The 16,756-nt window shown below is 73.6% G+C and carries 15 protein-coding genes and 1 pseudogene; 9 read left to right on the top strand and 7 right to left on the bottom strand.

Annotated elements, in window-relative coordinates:
- Positions 1 to 27 precede the first annotated feature (27 nt).
- The 3 genes from ACL06G_RS14725 (at position 28) to ACL06G_RS14715 (ending at position 5,519) form a co-directional block, all read left to right on the top strand.
- A complete protein-coding gene (locus tag ACL06G_RS14725; protein ID WP_412787111.1) occupies positions 28 to 474 on the top strand; it encodes a DUF6643 family protein in 447 nt (148 codons plus the stop codon).
- A gap of 80 nt (positions 475 to 554) precedes the next feature.
- Positions 555 to 2,933 carry a phosphoketolase family protein gene (locus ACL06G_RS14720; RefSeq protein WP_412836008.1) on the top strand — a complete coding sequence of 793 codons (2,379 nt, stop codon included), beginning with the start codon at positions 555 to 557 and terminating at the stop codon, positions 2,931 to 2,933.
- Positions 2,934 to 3,071: 138 nt separating this feature from the next.
- The gene (locus ACL06G_RS14715; protein WP_412836007.1) at positions 3,072 to 5,519 is read left to right on the top strand and encodes a right-handed parallel beta-helix repeat-containing protein; all 2,448 of its coding nucleotides are present in this window, start codon (positions 3,072 to 3,074) and stop codon (positions 5,517 to 5,519) included.
- 21 nt (positions 5,520 to 5,540) lie between these two features.
- Here the strand turns inward: ACL06G_RS14715 and ACL06G_RS14710 are convergent, their stop codons facing one another.
- On the bottom strand, positions 5,541 to 7,985 hold the full coding sequence (locus tag ACL06G_RS14710) for a hypothetical protein (protein WP_412836006.1): 2,445 nt from the start codon (positions 7,983 to 7,985) through the stop codon (positions 5,541 to 5,543).
- Positions 7,986 to 8,263: 278 nt separating this feature from the next.
- Between ACL06G_RS14710 and ACL06G_RS14705 the strand changes: the two genes are divergently transcribed.
- Together ACL06G_RS14705 and ACL06G_RS14700 are read left to right on the top strand one after the other, a co-directional pair.
- On the top strand, positions 8,264 to 8,575 hold the full coding sequence (locus ACL06G_RS14705) for a hypothetical protein (protein WP_412787107.1): 312 nt from the start codon (positions 8,264 to 8,266) through the stop codon (positions 8,573 to 8,575).
- Positions 8,576 to 8,780: 205 nt separating this feature from the next.
- The gene (locus ACL06G_RS14700) at positions 8,781 to 9,320 is read left to right on the top strand and encodes an ATP-binding protein (RefSeq protein WP_412836005.1); all 540 of its coding nucleotides are present in this window, start codon (positions 8,781 to 8,783) and stop codon (positions 9,318 to 9,320) included.
- Positions 9,321 to 9,378: 58 nt separating this feature from the next.
- Here ACL06G_RS14700 and ACL06G_RS14695 read toward each other — a convergent pair whose 3' ends face one another.
- From ACL06G_RS14695 to ACL06G_RS14680, 4 genes are all read right to left on the bottom strand, one after another.
- Positions 9,379 to 9,663 (bottom strand): SHOCT domain-containing protein, encoded by a 285-nt coding sequence (locus ACL06G_RS14695; protein ID WP_412787105.1) that lies wholly within the window; start codon positions 9,661 to 9,663, stop codon positions 9,379 to 9,381.
- Positions 9,664 to 9,780: 117 nt separating this feature from the next.
- Positions 9,781 to 10,191, bottom strand: a complete 411-nt coding sequence (locus tag ACL06G_RS14690) for a PPOX class F420-dependent oxidoreductase (protein ID WP_412787104.1) — start codon at positions 10,189 to 10,191, stop codon at positions 9,781 to 9,783.
- A gap of 35 nt (positions 10,192 to 10,226) precedes the next feature.
- Positions 10,227 to 10,757, bottom strand: coding sequence for a GNAT family N-acetyltransferase (locus tag ACL06G_RS14685; protein WP_412787103.1), 531 nt, complete (start codon positions 10,755 to 10,757; stop codon positions 10,227 to 10,229).
- Positions 10,754 to 11,989 carry an ROK family protein gene (locus tag ACL06G_RS14680; RefSeq protein WP_412787102.1) on the bottom strand — a complete coding sequence of 412 codons (1,236 nt, stop codon included), beginning with the start codon at positions 11,987 to 11,989 and terminating at the stop codon, positions 10,754 to 10,756. Before ACL06G_RS14680 ends, ACL06G_RS14685 begins: the two co-directional genes overlap by 4 nt.
- Before the next feature lie 17 nt (positions 11,990 to 12,006).
- On the opposite strand from ACL06G_RS14680, the gene ACL06G_RS14675 reads away from it, so the two are divergent.
- Genes ACL06G_RS14675 through ACL06G_RS14660 form a run of 4 tightly spaced genes read left to right on the top strand, consistent with a single transcriptional unit; the run spans position 12,007 to position 14,911 of the window.
- Complete coding sequence (locus tag ACL06G_RS14675) at positions 12,007 to 13,224, top strand: MFS transporter (protein WP_412787101.1); 1,218 nt, start codon at positions 12,007 to 12,009, stop codon at positions 13,222 to 13,224.
- Between the two features lie 60 nt (positions 13,225 to 13,284).
- A complete protein-coding gene (locus ACL06G_RS14670; protein ID WP_412836004.1) occupies positions 13,285 to 14,058 on the top strand; it encodes a maleylpyruvate isomerase family mycothiol-dependent enzyme in 774 nt (257 codons plus the stop codon).
- Between the two features lie 24 nt (positions 14,059 to 14,082).
- A complete protein-coding gene (locus tag ACL06G_RS14665) occupies positions 14,083 to 14,565 on the top strand; it encodes a DUF4442 domain-containing protein (protein WP_412787099.1) in 483 nt (160 codons plus the stop codon).
- 40 nt (positions 14,566 to 14,605) lie between these two features.
- On the top strand, positions 14,606 to 14,911 hold the full coding sequence (locus tag ACL06G_RS14660; protein ID WP_412787098.1) for a DUF6332 family protein: 306 nt from the start codon (positions 14,606 to 14,608) through the stop codon (positions 14,909 to 14,911).
- Here the strand turns inward: ACL06G_RS14660 and ACL06G_RS14655 are convergent.
- Together ACL06G_RS14655 and ACL06G_RS14650 are read right to left on the bottom strand one after the other, a co-directional pair.
- Positions 14,872 to 15,509 (bottom strand): annotated as a pseudogene (locus ACL06G_RS14655) (response regulator transcription factor). The gene ACL06G_RS14660 and the pseudogene ACL06G_RS14655 sit on opposite strands and share 40 nt — an antisense overlap.
- Positions 15,506 to 16,753 (bottom strand): sensor histidine kinase, encoded by a 1,248-nt coding sequence (locus ACL06G_RS14650; protein ID WP_412787097.1) that lies wholly within the window; start codon positions 16,751 to 16,753, stop codon positions 15,506 to 15,508. Before ACL06G_RS14650 ends, ACL06G_RS14655 begins: the two are co-directional and overlap by 4 nt.
- Positions 16,754 to 16,756: the final 3 nt, after the last annotated feature.

The raw sequence follows: 16,756 nt of genomic DNA, 5'->3' as shown, positions 1-16,756 counted from the left end.
GCACATCATGGGCTTAACTTATGGACCATGACCTCCCCCCGCAGCACCTATGGCGGCGGTTACTACGCTGCGCCCCCGTTCCCCGACACCCCGATCTACGACATGCTCGTCGCCGAGCGGGGAACGCCGCAGATCGCCCCCATCCGAGTGCCCGCAGAGTACGACGTGCCCAGCCAGCAGTCCGCGCTCCCCGCGCTGCCCGCACTGCCGTCCGGAGGGCAGGGCGCGTCGCAGGCGCCGCATCACGCCCCGCCTGCCCAGCAGCCCTCGCCGCTGCAGCAGACGCCGTCCCCGTACATCCCTCAGCAGGGCGCCCCCCGCGGCTACGCCGGACAGCCCGGGCAGGGCGGATACCCCGGGGCGGGCGGGCAGCAGCAGATGCGCCCCGTCGCTCCGAGGCCCGCTGCGCCCCGGCAGGCGCCCCAGGGGTACAACGACCCGTACGGGCGCCCCTACCAGGGCCGCGGCTACTGAGCACGTGATCGGGGCAGGGCTGCGACCCGCCGGCGGGAGGACGATGTGTCGGGAGGGGGAACCCCTGGTACCCCTCCTGCATGCAGAACCGCCCGGAGATCACCGCTGAGGAGACGGATCGGCTGGACGCCCACTGGCGTGCGCTGGTCTACCTCTCGGCCTGCCAGCTCTACCTGCGGGACAACCCGCTGCTGAGTCAGCCGCTGCGCCCGGCACACATCAAACCGCGGCTCCTGGGCCACTGGGGAACCTGTCCCGGACTGTGCCTGGTGTACACGCACCTGAACCGGATCATCCGGACGCGCCGCACCGAGGCCCTGTGCGTGTGGGGACCGGGACACGGCGCACCGGCGGTGCTGGCCGGGAGCTGGCTGGAGGGAACCTACGGGGAGTACACGCCGGACACGCCGCGGAACGCGGACGGCATGGGGAAGCTGTTCCGGTCCTTCTCGCAACCCGGCGGCCTGCCCAGCCACACCGGTCCCGAGGTACCGGGCTCCCTGCAGGAGGGGGGTGAACTCGGGTACGCGCTCGCGCACGCCTACGGAGCGGCCATGGACAATCCGGCGCTGCTGGTGTGCTGCGTCGTCGGGGACGGCGAGGCGGAGACCGGCGCGCTGGCCACCTCCTGGCACGCCGGCAAGTTCCTCGACCCGGTGCACGACGGTGCCGTGCTGCCCGTGCTCCACCTCAACGGGTACAAGATCGCCAATCCGACGGTCCTCGCCCGATTGTCGGAGGACGAACTGGACGCGCTGATGCGCGGGTACGGATACGAGCCGCTGCACGTCACCGCCGAGCCCGGGACGGACCGGGGACAGGTCCATCGCGCGATGGCAGCCGCTTTCGACACGGCGGTGGACCGCATCACGGCACTGCAGCGGGCGGCGCGGACCGAGACCGGCGCCCCCAGGCCGCGGTGGCCGATGCTCGTGCTGCGCACGCCCAAGGGGTGGAGCGGACCAGCCGTCGTGGACGGTGTGCCCGTGGAGGACACCTGGCGTGCGCACCAGATTCCGCTGAGCGGGGTGCGCGAGGACCCGGAACGCCTGCGGCAGTTGGAGGAGTGGCTGCGCTCGTACGGCCCCGAGGAGTTGTTCGACGACAGCGGGCAGCCGCTGCCCCACGTCCTCGACTGCGTACCGGAGGGGGACCTGCGGCTGGGGGCGGTGCCCCACGCGAACGGCGGCCGGCTGCTGCGGGAGCTGCCGCTGCCGGTCCTGGAACCCCATGCGGTGGAGGTCGAGCGGCCCGGAGCGACCCTGCACGAGCCCACCCGGGTGCTCGGAGGCTGGCTGGGCGAGCTGATGTCCGCGACCGGGGAGCAGCGCGACTTCCGGATGTTCGGGCCGGACGAGACGGCGTCCAACCGGCTCGACGACGTCTACGGCGCCACGTCCAAGGACTGGCAGGAGCCCCTCCGTTCCACCGACGAGCACCTCGGGCCGCACGGTCGTGTGCTGGAGGTGCTGTCGGAGCACCTGTGCCAGGGCTGGCTCGAAGGCTACGTGCTCACCGGCCGCCACGGCCTGTTCTCCACCTACGAGGCGTTCGCGCACATCGTGAGCAGTATGACGGGCCAGCACGTGAAGTGGGTGCACAGTGCCCGCCGGGTTCCCTGGCGCCGCCCGGTGTCGTCGCTCAACCACCTGCTCACCTCGCACGCCTGGCGGCAGGACCACAACGGCTTCTCGCACCAGGACCCCGGGTTCATCGACCACATCCTCAACAAGAGCCCGGAGGTGGTGCGGGTCTATCTGCCGCCGGACGCCAACACCCTGCTCTGCGTGACGGACCACGTGCTGCGCACGACGGACACGGTGAACGTGGTGGTGGCGGGGAAGCAGGAGTGCTTCGACTGGTTGTCCCTCGAGGAGGCACGGGTCCACTGCGCGCGCGGGCTGGGCATCTGGGAGTGGGCCGGGACGGAACGGCACGGCGAGGAGCCGGACGTGGTGCTCGCCTGCGCCGGTGACGTGCCGACGCAGGAGACGCTCGCGGCGGCGGCGCTGCTGCGGAACCACGTGCCCGGTCTCGCCGTGCGCGTGGTGAACGTGGTCGACCTGGCACGGCTGCTGCCGCACGACGAGCATCCGCACGGCATGCGGGACGCCGATTTCGACGCCCTCTTCACCCGGGACAGGCCGGTGGTGTTCGCCTACCACGGCTACCCGTGGCTCATCCACCGGCTCGCCTACCGCAGGACGGTCCACGCCGAGCTGCACGTCCGCGGGTACAAGGAGTCGGGGTCGACCACCACGCCCTTCGACATGGTCGTCCGCAACGACATGGACCGGTACCGCCTGGTGATGGACGTCCTGGACCGCGTCCCCGGGCTCTCGGCCCGGGCTGCCGGGGTGCGGCAGCGGATGGAGGACGTACGGCTCCGCCACCACGACTGGATCCGCGAACAGGGTGTCGACCTGCCGGAGGTGGCCGAGTGGCGGTGGACCCTCTGATCCGAGGGCCGGAACCCTCCCGGTGACCTGCCGACCGGTGACCGGGAACGGATCACGCACGCTACGGTGGACCCCCGCACCCGGCTCAACAGCGGCACCGTCAAGGCATCACGGCACGAAGTGAGGACGCAGCAGTCCATGCGACAGGCCTCGGTCCAGGTCACCCACACCGGCTCCTCCCGCTGGCGGCGCCGAACAGGCGAGTACGACTCGCTCGCCGCTGCTCTGCAAGCGGCCGCCGACGGGGACGTCCTGACGGTGGCTCCCGGTACCTACCGCGAGAACCTGGTGCTCGACCGGACGGTGACCCTCCGCGGTCCGGACCGGCCGGCCGACGGCTCGGTGCGGATCGCTCCTCCCGACGGCGTGGCCCTGACCGTGCGCTCCTCGGCGACCGTGCGGGACCTCCAGCTGGAGGGCCAGGACGCCTCGGTGCCCGCGCTGCTGGTGGAGGACTGCGCGCCGGAGATCACCGGCCTGCGGGTCATGACGCGGTCTGCCGCAGGCATCGAGGTGCGTGGCAACGCCCGCCCCACCGTGCGCCGTTGCACCGTGGACAACCCGGCCGGCCTGGGTATCGGCATCTCCGGGGCTGCGGGCGGCGTGTACGAGGAGTGCGAAGTGGTGGCCGCGGGCCAGGCCGGCATCTCGGTGACGGACGGCGCCCACCCCAGGCTGGAGAGGTGCCGGGTGCACCACGCCTCGGGGGCGGGCCTCTCCCTGCTGGGGGACGGGAGTGCCGCGGAGGCCGTGGGCTGCGAGGTGTACGAGATCAAGGGCACGGGCGTGCGCGCCACCGCGCGGGCCACCGGGCACCTGACGGACTGCCGGGTGCACCGGACCACGTCCGACGGGGTCACGCTCGACACCGAGGCGGTACTGACCCTCGCCGACTGCGAGATCCACGACATCCCGGAGAACGCGGTCGATCTCCGCTCCCGTTCGGTACTCACGCTCACCCGGTCGAAAGTGCGCCGGTTCGGCCGCAACGGGCTCTCGGTCTGGGACCCGGGGACCCGTGCCGACGCCAACGGCTGCGAGTTCCACGAGTCGACGGGCGACTACCCGGCCGTCTGGGTCAGCGACGGCGCGTCCGCGGTGCTGGACTCCTGCCGGGTGCACGGCGTTCCCGACGCGCTGTTCGTCCTGGACCGGGGATCCCGGGCGGACGTGCTGGACTGCGACGTCGCCCAGGTCCGGGGCACCGCGGTCTCGGTGAGCGACGGTGCCTCGGTGCGGATGGACGACTGCCGCATCCGGGAGGCGGGTACCGGCGCCTGGTTCCGTGACCACGGCAGCGGCGGCACGCTCGTCAACTGCGACGTCGACCGCGTCTCGACCGGGCTGATCGTCACCAAGGGGGCGGACCCGACGGCGGAGCGCTGCACGATCACCTCTCCGGAGGAGGCCGGGGTGTACGTCTCCGCGGGAGGTCTGGGCTCCTTCCACGGGTGCCGCGTGACGGGCTCGCGGGGCTACGGCTTCCACGTCATCGACGGATGCGGCGCCACGCTGCGCCGCTGCCGTACGGAGCGCTGCGCCCGCGGCGGGTACGAGTTCGCCGAGGAGGGCGCGGTCGTGGAGGACTGCACCAGCGACGAGAGCGCCGCTCCCTCCGCCGCGCCCGTTCCTCCGCCGGTTCCCGCCGTGGCCACGGCCTCGGTGACGGGCGCTGCCGGGCTGCTGACCTCCGCCAGGGCCGTGCCGTCCCCCCGTGACGCCGCACCGGCCCCCGACGAGTCCGAGAAGGACGGGGCCGAGGAGCGGCCCGCCGCGCGCCCGTCCGCCGAGGTCCTCGGCGAACTGGACGGGCTGGTGGGCCTGGAGAGCGTGAAGCGCGAGGTGCGCACCCTGACGAACATGATCGAGGTGGGGCGGCGTCGCGAGGAGGCGGGCCTCAAGGCCGCGTCGGCGCGGCGGCACCTGGTTTTCACCGGCTCTCCCGGCACCGGAAAGACCACCGTGGCCAGGTTGTACGGCGAGATCCTCCATGCCCTCGGCGTGCTCGGCTCGGGACACCTGGTCGAGGTGTCCCGCGTGGACCTGGTCGGGGAGCACATCGGTTCGACGGCGATACGGACGCAGGAGGCCTTCGACCGCGCCCGGGGCGGGGTGCTCTTCATCGACGAGGCCTACGCCCTCTCCCCGGAGGACTCCGGCCGGGACTTCGGGCGGGAGGCCATCGACACGCTCGTGAAGCTCATGGAGGACCACCGGGACGAAGTCGTCGTGATCGCCGCGGGCTACACGGCCGAGATGGAACGGTTCCTGGCCGTGAACCCGGGCGTCGCCTCCCGCTTCTCCCGGACCATCACCTTCGGCGACTATGCCCCCGAGGAACTGCTGCACATCGTCGAGCAGCAGGCGGCCGACCACGAGTACCACTTGGCCGACGGCACGGGGGAAGCACTGCTGCGGCACTTCGCGGCCCTGCCGAAGGGCCCCTCGTTCGGCAACGGGCGCACGGCTCGGCAGACCTTCGAGGCCATGGTGGAACGGCATGCCGGGCGCGTCGCCCAGCTCTCCAGCGCCAGCACCGAGGAGTTGACGCTCCTCCATCCGGAGGACCTGCCGGCACCGTCCTGACGAGCCGGGCCGGGCTGTCCGTCAGGGGACGGTCCCGGGCGGCTCGTTCCGGATCTGGGCCGGCATCGTCCCCGTCGTACCGGCGGCGGCTGTTCGCGCTTCCTGCGCGGACGCGCCGAGGCGCTCCAGCAGCCTTGCGCGCTCCTCGGCGAAGGCGGGGTCCGCCTGGTACTCGCTGTGCCCCAGCACGGGAGCGGGCAGCGGCGAGAGGGCGGAACGCCCGTAGAAGCGAGGGTCCGGCAGCGGCCCCCGATCGACCTCGGGCTCCTCTCCCGCCGGCAGGCGCACCGGACCTCCGATGGGATCGGTGGTGCGCCACAGGTTGCGCCAGCAGTCCAGTTCGGCGTGCAGGGCACGGAGCGGGCCGGGGCCGAAGTGGGCCGGGAACCAGCGTCCGTAGAGGCGGGCCAGGGGCGACCCGTAGGTGAGGAGCGCGACCTGGCGCCGTGTCGGAGGGTCGAGCTGCCACACGGCAGCCGCCGCGAGCACACTGCCCTGGGAGTGACCGGACAGCACCAGACGGCCTCCCCGGTGCGCTCGCGTCCAGGTGGCCATGCGCCAGACCAGATCGGGAACCGCGCGCTCGGCGTAGCACGGGGGTGCGAAGGGGTGTGCCGCACGGGGCCAGAAGGTGCCGACGTCCCAGAGAATTCCGAGGGTGCGCCGCGTCGCGGCATCCCGGTACGCGCGGCGGCCGAGGGCGAGGAGCAGGACGAAGCCCACCCCCATGAGCCAGGATCCGCCGGCCTGCAGACTGTCCGCCAGGCCGTCCAGGAGTGCGGGGGCGGTGTCGGCCGCCTCGGCGGGCGTCCTTCCGGTCAGCACACTGCCGCACAGCGCGGCCGCGCCGAGGAGGAGCGTGGCGAGGGCGACCGTACCGATCAGACGCGGGGCGGAGTCGGTGACACGGGCGGCCGCGATCGCCCGCCCGATGCGCCGCGAGCGGGCCGCGTCCGGCTCGGCCCCCGGGTAGTGGGCGGGGACGTCCCGCGCGATGTGCGCCCCGGCGCGGGCCACCCGCACCGCCTGGGCGCACAGCAGGGCCAGCAGGACGAGCAGCAGCAACGGCACCACCGATGCCTGCCAGGTCAGTACGGTCGGCGGCCCGGGAAGCGCAGGATGTCCGCCGACGGACGCGAGCGGTCCGTCGAGCCACGCCGCGACCCACTGCGCGACGCCGCCGGACATGACACCGCCGAGGGCGCAGGCGAGCATGGCGGTCGCTGCAGGGCCCAGGCCGGCCAGTGCAGTGCCCGGTACGCGGGTGGCCCGGTGGAGGCCGCGGCCGATGACCGCCAGGGCCGCCGCCAGCGCCCCCTGCGCGGCGGTGAGGACGCCGAAGGTCTCTTCCCCCAGCAGCCGTCCGGCGCTCTCCCATCCCGGCCGCCCCCATGCGGCGTGCACCACCGCGAGTGCCAGGACGCCCGCCGCGGCGGCGGGCAGGAAGCGGGCCGCCGTGCGCTCCCCGGGTGGTTCGGAGGCGTTCCCGCGCCAGTCGCACACGGCGGCCACGGACCACACTCCTCCGGCCGCCAGCAACAGTTGGATGCCCCATCCCGTCGCCTCCAGCACGCCACTGCCTCCGGACGTGCGGTCGTGCGGGGCGGCGGCAGCAGTGAGCACGCCGGCGACGGTGAGCAGGGCGGCCGCGGTGTGCGCCGCCCGCAGCCGCGCCACCAGCGGTCGGCCGTACCAGAAGTCGGGGGCGGCCAGTTCGGGCCGGTCGGGGGTACCGGGACCCGCCGCGGTGGTGGCGCGCCAGGGCGGCTGGGATTCGTACGCGCTCCAGGTGCGGTGCGACAGCCACCAGAGCAGGCCGGTGAGCGCGGTGGGGAGCAGTGCCGCGAGAGCCAGCCGACGGCCGGGGGCGGTCCACCAGCCGCCCTGTCCGTCTCCTCCCGGCGCGAGGAAGCCGAGCCAGGAGTGCGCCTCGGCGCACTGCGGGGAACCGGCGCACTGCCACGCCACTTGATCGAGGGCCACGTCGCAGGCGGCGGCGACGAGCAGTCCGGTAAGGCTCAGGGCCAGCAGTCTCACGACGGCTCCGTGGGCCCGTACGGCGAGCCGGTGCCCGCGGGAGGAGCGTGCGGTGGGGCGCATCCAGTGGGCCAGGTTGACGACCATGAACGGCAGCAGGAGCAGCCACAGGGCCCGGGCGCTGTTGCCGGAGGTCAGATGCGACCAGCAGTAGGCCTCCGGAACGACGCGCGGCCCGTCGGGGTGCGGGGGGCTGCCGGGATGGTTCTTGCGGGAGGAGGTACGGCCGGTCGGGCGGTCCTCGATGCCGAGGTCTCCGGCCCGCCGGTGCACTGCGGCGACGTGGTCGCCGGTGACCCGCTCGGTGCGGGCGTCGTCCAGCATCTCCTGGGGAGTGGCGCCTCCGACGCCGTGCACCAGTAGTTCCAGGGCGGGCCGGCTGCTGAGGGGAGCGGGGTGCTCCGGGGATCGGACGGGGCCGCTGGGCATGACTTCCCCCCGAGGACGGTTCTGCCTACCGGACCTCAGGATCGCGCAGCGGCGCGGGAGATGGGAGGGGAATGTCCGCGTGCGTCGGCCCGACCCGCGGAATCACGCCAGTCCGGCCACGATGTGGGCGTGCTGCGACGCCGCCGTGAAGGGCCGGCGGCCGGGGCGCGCGGGGAGACCCTCCTCCCGGGGTCCTCGCCCTTGGGCCGGAGGCGGCAGGGGTGGGGGGACGCGCGCAGGGGTAGTCGTGCGGTGAACGGACCGGAAGGCGGTGCGGCATGGCGCAACCGGACTACGTGGCAACGGGCGTACGCATCCGGCGCCGGTTTCGTTCCCTGACGCGCGCCGGTCAGGTACGGGTGTGCGCCGGGGAACTGGAGCTGCTGACGAGTTACGGTCGGGAGATCGACAGTGCGCCCCTGCACCGGGTGAGAGTCCGGGGCGGTCCGGGAGGGCAGCGCGTGCTGGCTGTCGTGGACGGAACCCGCTACCACCTGAGGACCGCGGGCGATCGGCGCGGGGAACTGCTGAACGGGGTGCGCACGGCGCAGGCGAAGGCAGCCGCGGAGCTCGGGATCCTGGAGGGCTGAGCCCACGGGCCGGCGCGGCCGTTCGGGTGATGCCCGATTTGCGGGCTGCGGTGCGGCGCCGCAGGCTGGCCGATGTGGCGCATGCCCCGTACGGGCTGCGGGCCGGCGGGAGGCGCGTCTCCGCTCCGTCGTCGCGGCCGCGTCCACCGCACTGGTTCTTCTCCGTTCGGGCGTTCCCCTCCTCCGTCAGGGAGCCGCAGTGGTGATGAGTCGAGACAGCAGGCCCGGCAGGCACTGTGCCGTCGAGTTCCAGGCGCTCCCGTCGCGGATCGGGCAGGTCCGCAGGATCGCCTCCGCGCAGTTGCGCTACTGGCACCTCGATCCGCTCATCGACCGCGTCGCGCTCGGGCTCTCCGAGCTGCTCGCGAACGTCCACCAGCACGCGGGGCCGGACAAGCACTGCACTGTCGAAATGGTGTTCCTCCGGGACCGTCTGACGGTCTCGGTGTGCGACCACGACCCGCACCTTCCCGACCTGCGGTGCCAGGATGCGCTGGCGACCCACGGGCGCGGCCTGGCCCTGGTCGCCGCCCTCAGCGACAGCTGGGGCATCCGCGAGCAGACCGACGGGTCGGGCAAGATCGTCTGGTTCACCCTGCCGGCCCCCTTCACCCATGCGCCGACTCCCGCGGCCGGTGGGGCCACCGAGCAGCGGCCGACCACCCGGCGGGAGACCGCTGTCCCCGGCACGGAGCCCGCCGTGCCGTCGGAGTCGGCACGGGCGGACCTGGGGTCGCGCGCCTGATCCCGCCCCGCCCGGAACAGTGTCCCGGGCGGGGCGGGACCAGGCGGTGACGACCGGACTACGCCGGACTCTCCCTGCTCTCGTTCAGCACGGCGAGCCGCAGCCAGTACTCGTCCTCGTCGATCTCGCCGGCGGCGAACCTGCGGGCCAGCAGGTCGGTGGCGCCCTCCTTCGCGCCGCCGGCTCCGGCGCGGCGGAGCCCGCCGGAGCGGAGTGTGCAGCCCCGCCGCACCGTGCGGCGGAGGAGGGCGACGCCGCCGATCACGACGAGCGCCCACAGCAGCGGGACGAGCAGGATCCAGGGCCCGGGGCCCGTACCGGCCCCATGCGCCAGAGCATGCATGGTCGATCAACTCCTCGGCAGTTCCGTTCGGCACTGTCGAGCCTCGTCGTCGAGCGGCACGGTCTCGTCGTCCACCGGGCGGCATGCGTGCTGCTCCCGGCGGAGCAGCACGCGCGGCTACGGCTGCGGGCCGTCCGCGGAGGGCTCCGGGCGGACCGCGATTCCCGTGTGCGGGCGCCTGCCGAGGCGGAGCACGGCACCGCCGGAATCCATCAGGCGGAACTTCCAGCCGTACTTGCGCGCCATCGCACGCCGCACACGTGTCAGTCCCGCGGAGTCCTCGAGGAGCCGAGCGGTGCCCGCGGCGGCGGGCGCGGCATCGGCGACGCGGCCGCGCACGTCGCACGGGGCGAGGGTGACCCGCGGGTCGTTGCGGAGACGCTTGACCTTCCCGCTGTCGCTGCGCGTCCATACGAGCAACTCGTCGCCGTCCCGGACGATCCACACGGGAGTGGGGACGGGGGCTCCGGTGCGACGGCGGGTCACCAGACTCACGTACTCGTGGTCGCCGAGAGACAGGAAGGACATGCTGCGAGCCTACTCCGGCGCGCCGTCAGGAGCGGTCAGCGGTCCAGGGGGCGGCGCATGCAGACCCGGGGCCAGCGGTCGAGTCCGGCCGCGGCCTCGCGGGCGCGGAGGGCCCGCAGTCCCGGTGTCGTCTCCGCCGCTCCCAACCGCCGGAAACCGCACCGCTCGTAGTAGGGGGCATTCCACGGCACCTCGGTGAAGGTGGTGAGCGTGAGCGCGGGCAGCCCACGGGCGGAGGCCCTGCGGGCGGCGTCGTCGAGGAGTGCACGGCCCACGCCGCGGCGGGCGTGGTCGGGGTGGACGGAGACCTGTTCGATGTGCAGGCAACCGTCGACCGGCTCCGTGAGGAGGTAGGCGATCGGACGGTCGCGGTCGTCCACGGCGACGTGGAGCCCGTCGCGATGGAGGTACGGCCGCAGTTCGCCGGGCGAGAACGGTTCGTCGTCCGCGACGGCATCCATGCCCAGTGCCCGGAACTGCTCGCCCGCGGCCCGTTCCAGATCCCCCAGGGCGACCAGGTCGTCCTCCCTCCCGGCACGGATGCGGCGGGTGTTCGACTCCGTCATGCCGCCCCCAGGGCGTTCAGCGGGTCGTCGAGCACGGGCTGCCAGGCAAGTTCGGCGGCACCGACGAGGCTGTTGTGGTCGAGCGAGCAGGCCAGCACCGGCACACCGCCGCTGCGCCCCCACAGGCTGCGGTCGGCGACGACGGACCGCAGCAGGTCACCGTCGGCCGCGACCAGTTCGCGGTGGAGGCCGGCGAGGACGATGCGGTCCGGGTTGAGGATGTTGACGAGCCCGGCCAGTCCGAGTCCGAGGCGTCCGATGAGGGTCTCCACGGCGGCACGGACCCGCGGATCGGTCGCGTACTCGTCGCGGATCAGGGCGCGTGCCTGGTCCAGCAGGGAGACTTCGGGGCCGGGTGTGCGGCCCGCGGCCTCGAGGAGGGCCAGAGGGTCGGTCTCCACGTCGAGACAGCCCCGGCTCCCGCAGTGGCAGGGGCGGCCGTCCGGATCGACCGTCAGGTGGCCGACCTCCAGGGCGAGTCCCGAACTGCCGGTGTGCAGGCGGCCGTCGAGCACCAGCGCGCCTCCGACACCACGGTGCCCCGTGCCGACCACCAGCAGGTGCTGCGCTCCGCGGCCGGCACCGTGGCGGTGCTCGGCGAGCGCGGCCAGGTTGACGTCGTTCGCCGCCCTACCGGCCGCGGCGGCGTCCGGGCGCGGGCCGGTGACGGCGGCCTCCGCGAGGCAGCGGGTGAAGATGTCGCGCACGGGAGCGCCCGCCTCCCACGAGACGTGCAGCGGGTTGAGGGCGGTCCCCTCCGGCTCGGCCACGGCAGAGGGCACGGCGAGGCCCGCACCCACGCAGCGGCGGCCGGTGTCGCGCAGCAGTCGTGCGCCCGCCCGCACCACCTCGCCCAGCACGTGGGCGGGGTCGGCGTCCACCGTCATGCAGCCCGGAGCCGTGGCGACGATCCGGCCCCCCAGGCCGACCAGAGCGGCGCGGAAGCCGTCGGCATGCACCTGGGCGGCGAGGACGACGGGGCCGTCGGGATTCACCGCCAGCCGGTGCGAGGGCCGGCCCTGGGCGCCCACCGCGGCACCCGGGCTGGAGTCGACGACGATCAGTCCGAGGGCCTCCAGCTCCGCGGCGACGGCCCCGGCCGTCGCACGGGTCACGCCGAGTTCCGCGGTGAGCACCGCTCGGGTGGGCGCCCGGCCGGTGTGCACGAGTCCGAGTGCCGGACCGAGGGCGTTGCGGCCCCTGTCCAGCCGTGTTGTACGCGTCTGGGTCACACCTCTATTCTCACTTTGTGCCGCTCATAAACAAATCGCGGTCCATCCCCGGACGGACGGGCGGAGACGCCGCCTCCTCCGCGCACGCCGGGTCGGGCCGCCTCCGCCTCGCCCTGACCGCCTTCTTCGCCCTCGACGGCTTCCTCTTCGCCGGATGGGTCGTCCGCATCCCGGCCGTCAAGAGCCTCACCCATGCCTCGAACGGTGAGCTCGGACTCGCTCTACTGGGCGTGTCGGCCGGCGCCGTGGCCACGATGATGCTCACGGGCCGGCTGTGCGGGCGCTTCGGGAACCACCCTGTCACCGTGGCGTCGGGAGCGCTGATCTCGGTCGGTGTCGCCCTGCCGCCGCTGACACGGTCGCCGCTCTCGCTGGGCCTGGTGCTTCTGGTGTTCGGCAGCGCCTACGGAGCGATCAACGTGGCGATGAACAGCGCCGCCGTCGATCTCGTCGCCGCGCTCCGCCGCCCCGTGATGCCCGGATTCCACGCCGCGTTCAGCCTGGGAGGCATGCTCGGAGCGGGGCTCGGCGGACTCGTGGCCGGAAGCCTGGGCGCCGCCGAGCACCTCGCCGCGCTGTCGGCGGTCGGCCTGCTGGTGACCGTCCTGGCGGGCCGCGCCCTGCTCTCCCACCCCGCTCCCCCATCGGCCCGCGATGCCGGACCGTCGGGTGCCGCAGCCGCCGGTCGGACCGCGCACCGGCGCGGCGTGGTTCTCGTGCTCGGAATGATCGCGTTGTGCACCGCCTACGGCGAAGGCGCGCTCGCCGACTGGAGCGCGCTGCACCTGACGGAGACCCTGAACGCTTCCCCGGGCGTCGCCGCCGCGGGGTACTCGGCGTTCGCCCTGGCCATGACCGCGGGCAGGCTCGGCGGGACAGCTCTGCTGGAACGATTCGGCCAGGCGCGCTCCCTCGTGGCCGGGGGCCTCGCGGCGGCGGCGGGAATGCTGCTGGGCTCGTTGGCACCCGACGCGGCGTGGGCACTGGCCGGATTCGCCCTGACCGGCCTCGGGCTCGCCAACATCTTCCCGGTGGCGATCGGACGGGCGGGCGCCCTGGCGGGCCCGCGCGGCGTGGCAGCCGCGTCCACGCTGGGCTACGGAGGCATGCTGGTCGGCCCCGTGGTCATCGGCTTCGTCGCCGAACGGACCTCCCTCCCGGGCGCCCTGAGCACGGTCGCCGCCCTCGCCGCTCTGGCCGCCGCCCTGGCAGGTGCGGCCCGGCGAACGCTGTGACGCTGCCACCGGTTCCCGCCGGAGGATGACACCGGGCGCGCCGACCGGCACACTCCGCACATGCACACCACCGGACACATCGAGGCGCTCACCCGCGAAGGTTCCGCACTGCTCACGGCGGCCGAGGAGGCCGGCTGGGACGCCGAGGTGCCGAGCTGCCCCGCCTGGCGGATCCGCGACCTGGTGCTGCACACCGGCTGTGTGCACCGCTGGGCGTCGGACTACGTGGCGGAGGGGCACGCCGAGGCGCGCCCGATCGGCTCCGCATCCATGCCGGACGGCGAGGTGGCCGGATGGTTCCGCTCCGGGTACCGGACCCTGGTCGAGCGCCTCGAGGCGGCCGACGACACCCTCGCCTGCTGGTCCTTCCTGGAAGGATCGCCGTCGCCCCGGGCCTTCTGGGCCCGTCGCCAGGCGCACGAAACGGCCGTCCACCGGGTCGACGCCGAACTCGCGGCGGGCCGGACTCCCGGGCCCGTCGCGCCGGAGTTCGCCACCGACGGGATCGACGAGCTGCTCACGGGCTTCCACACGCGCCCTTTCAGCCCGGTCCGCAGCGACACGCCACGCACGCTGCTGGTTTCCACCACCGACGCGCCCTCGGCCCACTGGACACTGCACCTCTCCTCCGCCGCGCCCCGGGTGGAGCGCCGGGAGACAGGAGCGTACGACTGCCGGATGCGGGGACCGGCAGCACACCTGTACCTGGCGCTGTGGAACAGGCTCCCGCTCGACGGCGTGGCCTCGGTCGACGGGGATACGTCCGTGGCCGCCCTCTGGCAGGAGGCGTCCGCGATCCGGCAGCGCACGAAGCGCCACGCACCTACCGGCTAGTAACTTCGTGGTATCGTCCCCGGCATGCGCTCGATCCTGTCCACTCCGCACGGCCTGCGCCGCGTCCTGGCCTGGTGGCCGCCGTACCGCGCGGCAGGCATCAAGGTGCTGCACATCGCCGACGACTGGAGCAGGGCCCGGGTCCGTCTGCGGCTGGGACGGCTCAACCGGAACTACTTCGGCACGCACTTCGGCGGCTCGCTGTACTCCATGAGCGACCCGTTCTACGCACTGCTGGCGGTGAACCGGCTGGGCCGCGACTACATCGTCTGGGACAAGGCCGGGGAGATCGAGTACGTCTCCCCGGGGCGGGGCGACGTCTTCGCCGAGTTCTCGCTTCCCGAGGAGCGGCTCGAGGAGATCCGGGCGGAGACAGCCGCCGGGGAGAAGGCTCTGCCCTGGTTCGCCACCGAGGTGCGGGCCGCCGACGGGACCGTCGTCGCGCGGGTGCGCAAACAGCTCTACGTGCGCCGCAAGCGGCCCCGTGCCGAGGCTCCGGGGCTCTGAGCCTCGGCACGGGATGAGGCACCGGTGGCACAATGCCCCCATGGACGCGCAGGAGGAGGCAGACGGCACCGGGCACACCCACGCCCACGGGCCGCGCACGCAGGCCGAGCGCGAGGCGGCGACAGTGGAGATCGCCTTCGCGCTGTTCAGCGCGGGAGTGCTGGCGGCCCTGGCCTTCCTCGCCGTCGCCTCCCCCACGCTCTTCGGCTCGGGTTCCGAGGCCTGGCTGCGCCACGCGCAATGGGTGGGCTCCTCGGTCTTCATCCTGCGGGTGGTCTGGGTCCTGCTGAAGTGGCGGCACCGCCGTCAGCCCAGCCAGCCCGGCCGGACGAGACCGGACTCGTAAGCCAGCACGACGAGTTGGGCCCGGTCCCGGGCTCCGAGCTTGACCATGGCCCTGCTGACGTGCGTCTTCGCCGTGAGCGGGGACACCACGAGCCGCCGGGCGATCTCCTCGTTGGACAGGCCCGTCCCGGCGAGGGCCATCACCTCGCGCTCCCGTTCGGTGAGTTCCGCGAGCGCGGCCTCGGCGGCTGGTTCCTTCGAGCGTGCCGCGAACTCCTCGATCAGCCGCCGGGTGACGCCCGGCGAGAGCAGTGCGTCCCCCGCCACCACCGCACGGACCGCGCGCACCAGCTCGTCCGGCTCGGTGTCCTTGACGAGGAAACCGGAGGCTCCGGAGCGGATCGCCTCGAAGACGTACTCGTCGAGTTCGAACGTCGTCAGCATGACCACCCTCACGGCCGGGTCGCGGCCAGGCCGTCGAGGACGGGCATCCGGATGTCCATCAGGACGAGGTCGGGTGCGAGCTCCCGCACCCGTTCCAGCGCCTCGCCGCCGTCGGCGGCCTGACCCACCACCTCCACGTCCGGCTGTGCGTCCAACAGCGCCCGGAAACCCGCCCTGACCAGTGACTGGTCGTCGGCCAGCAGCACTCGGATCACGCATCCTCCTCCTTCGCGGCCTGCGACTCCGCCTCGTACCCGACCGGCAGCACGGCCCGCACCCGGAACCCGCCGCCGGACCGCGGTCCCGCCTCGAGCGTTCCCCCGAGCACTGCTGCGCGCTCCCGCATTCCGGCGAGTCCGTTCCCGCTCCCTCCGGTGTCGCCTCCGGAGGCCGGACCGTCGTCCTCGACGAGGACCTCCAGGGTGTCCCCGCCCCGCTGGAGGGTCACCCGCGCCCGACGGGCCGCGGAGTGGCGCAGCACGTTCGTGAGTGCCTCCTGCACGATCCGGAAGGCCGCCAGGTCCGTTCCGGACGGCAGGGGCGCGGGGGTCCCGGTGGTGCGGGTGGTGACGCGCAGCCCCGCGCTCCCGGCGTGTTCCACGAGTTCGGGCAGCCGCTCCAGGCCGGGGGCCGGACTGCGCGACGCGGCGCCGTCCGGGGCGCGGAGGGTCTCCAGGACCTGACGCACCTCTCCCAGTGCCTGCCTTCCGGCGGTCCTGATCGTCGTGAGCGCGTCGCGGGCCTGTTCCGGGTCCGTGTCGAGCAGCGCCAGCCCCACCCCGGCCTGGACGTTGATCACGGAGATGCTGTGGGCGAGGACGTCGTGGAGTTCCCGGGCGATGCGGAGCCGCTCCCGCTCCGCACGGCGCTGCTCCTCCCGGGCGCGTTCCTCCCGGTCCCGGGCCCACTGCTCGTGCCGGACGCGGGCGAGTTCGGCGACCGGTACAACGACCACCAGCCAGGCTCCGACGACCAGTTCCTCCCACAGCGACACCCCGTCGTCCCCGACGGGAGGCAGCCAGTGGTACCACCACAGCCCCAGGAGCAGGTGGCCCGCCCCGAGCACGGCGAGCGCGCCCCAGGCGGCGAACCGGTGTCCCGCCACCACGGCGGAGAAGACCGCCACGACAACACTGAGGAAGACCGGGCCGTAGGGGTAGCCGGCGCCGAGGTAGAGCAGGCACACGACAGCAGTGGCGAACACCGTGGTACGCGGCAGCCGGTGCCGCAGCAGGAGCAGGGCCGGCCCGGCGAGCAGCAGGAATCGCCCGGCCACGTCCAGCGGCACCCGGTCACCGACCTGGTTCTGCGCCGCGACGTGCGATCCGGCCATCACCACCACCGCGATCAGCAGCGAGGAGCGCCAGGGCAGGCCGGTGCCCGCGGACGGCCCTGCCGGCAGGTGTCGCCACAGTGGGCCTCCGCCGGAGCGGCCGTGCCCGGGGAAGGCTCGGAACATGGC

The sequence above is a fragment of the Streptomyces callyspongiae genome, assembly GCF_047200695.1.
In the GTDB taxonomy this organism is placed as follows: Bacteria; Actinomycetota; Actinomycetes; order Streptomycetales; family Streptomycetaceae; genus Streptomyces.
Note: the sequence above shows the minus strand (reverse complement) of the source record. Positions and strands in the feature narration are given on the sequence as shown.

Excerpts from the sequence above, each read along its gene's own strand:
- ACL06G_RS14660 (WP_412787098.1), top strand. The coding sequence starts at position 14,606 with ATGGACGCGCAGGAGGAGGCAGACGGCACCGGGCACACCCACGCCCAC.
- ACL06G_RS14715 (WP_412836007.1), top strand. The coding sequence starts at position 3,072 with ATGCGACAGGCCTCGGTCCAGGTCACCCACACCGGCTCCTCCCGCTGG.
- ACL06G_RS14700 (WP_412836005.1), top strand. The coding sequence starts at position 8,781 with ATGAGTCGAGACAGCAGGCCCGGCAGGCACTGTGCCGTCGAGTTCCAG.
- ACL06G_RS14725 (WP_412787111.1), top strand. The coding sequence starts at position 28 with ATGACCTCCCCCCGCAGCACCTATGGCGGCGGTTACTACGCTGCGCCC.
- ACL06G_RS14670 (WP_412836004.1), top strand. The coding sequence starts at position 13,285 with ATGCACACCACCGGACACATCGAGGCGCTCACCCGCGAAGGTTCCGCA.
- ACL06G_RS14695 (WP_412787105.1), bottom strand. The coding sequence starts at position 9,663 with ATGCATGCTCTGGCGCATGGGGCCGGTACGGGCCCCGGGCCCTGGATC.
- ACL06G_RS14690 (WP_412787104.1), bottom strand. The coding sequence starts at position 10,191 with ATGTCCTTCCTGTCTCTCGGCGACCACGAGTACGTGAGTCTGGTGACC.
- ACL06G_RS14685 (WP_412787103.1), bottom strand. The coding sequence starts at position 10,757 with ATGACGGAGTCGAACACCCGCCGCATCCGTGCCGGGAGGGAGGACGAC.
- ACL06G_RS14720 (WP_412836008.1), top strand. The coding sequence starts at position 555 with ATGCAGAACCGCCCGGAGATCACCGCTGAGGAGACGGATCGGCTGGAC.
- ACL06G_RS14650 (WP_412787097.1), bottom strand. The coding sequence starts at position 16,753 with ATGTTCCGAGCCTTCCCCGGGCACGGCCGCTCCGGCGGAGGCCCACTG.
- ACL06G_RS14705 (WP_412787107.1), top strand. The coding sequence starts at position 8,264 with ATGGCGCAACCGGACTACGTGGCAACGGGCGTACGCATCCGGCGCCGG.
- ACL06G_RS14710 (WP_412836006.1), bottom strand. The coding sequence starts at position 7,985 with ATGCCCAGCGGCCCCGTCCGATCCCCGGAGCACCCCGCTCCCCTCAGC.
- ACL06G_RS14665 (WP_412787099.1), top strand. The coding sequence starts at position 14,083 with ATGCGCTCGATCCTGTCCACTCCGCACGGCCTGCGCCGCGTCCTGGCC.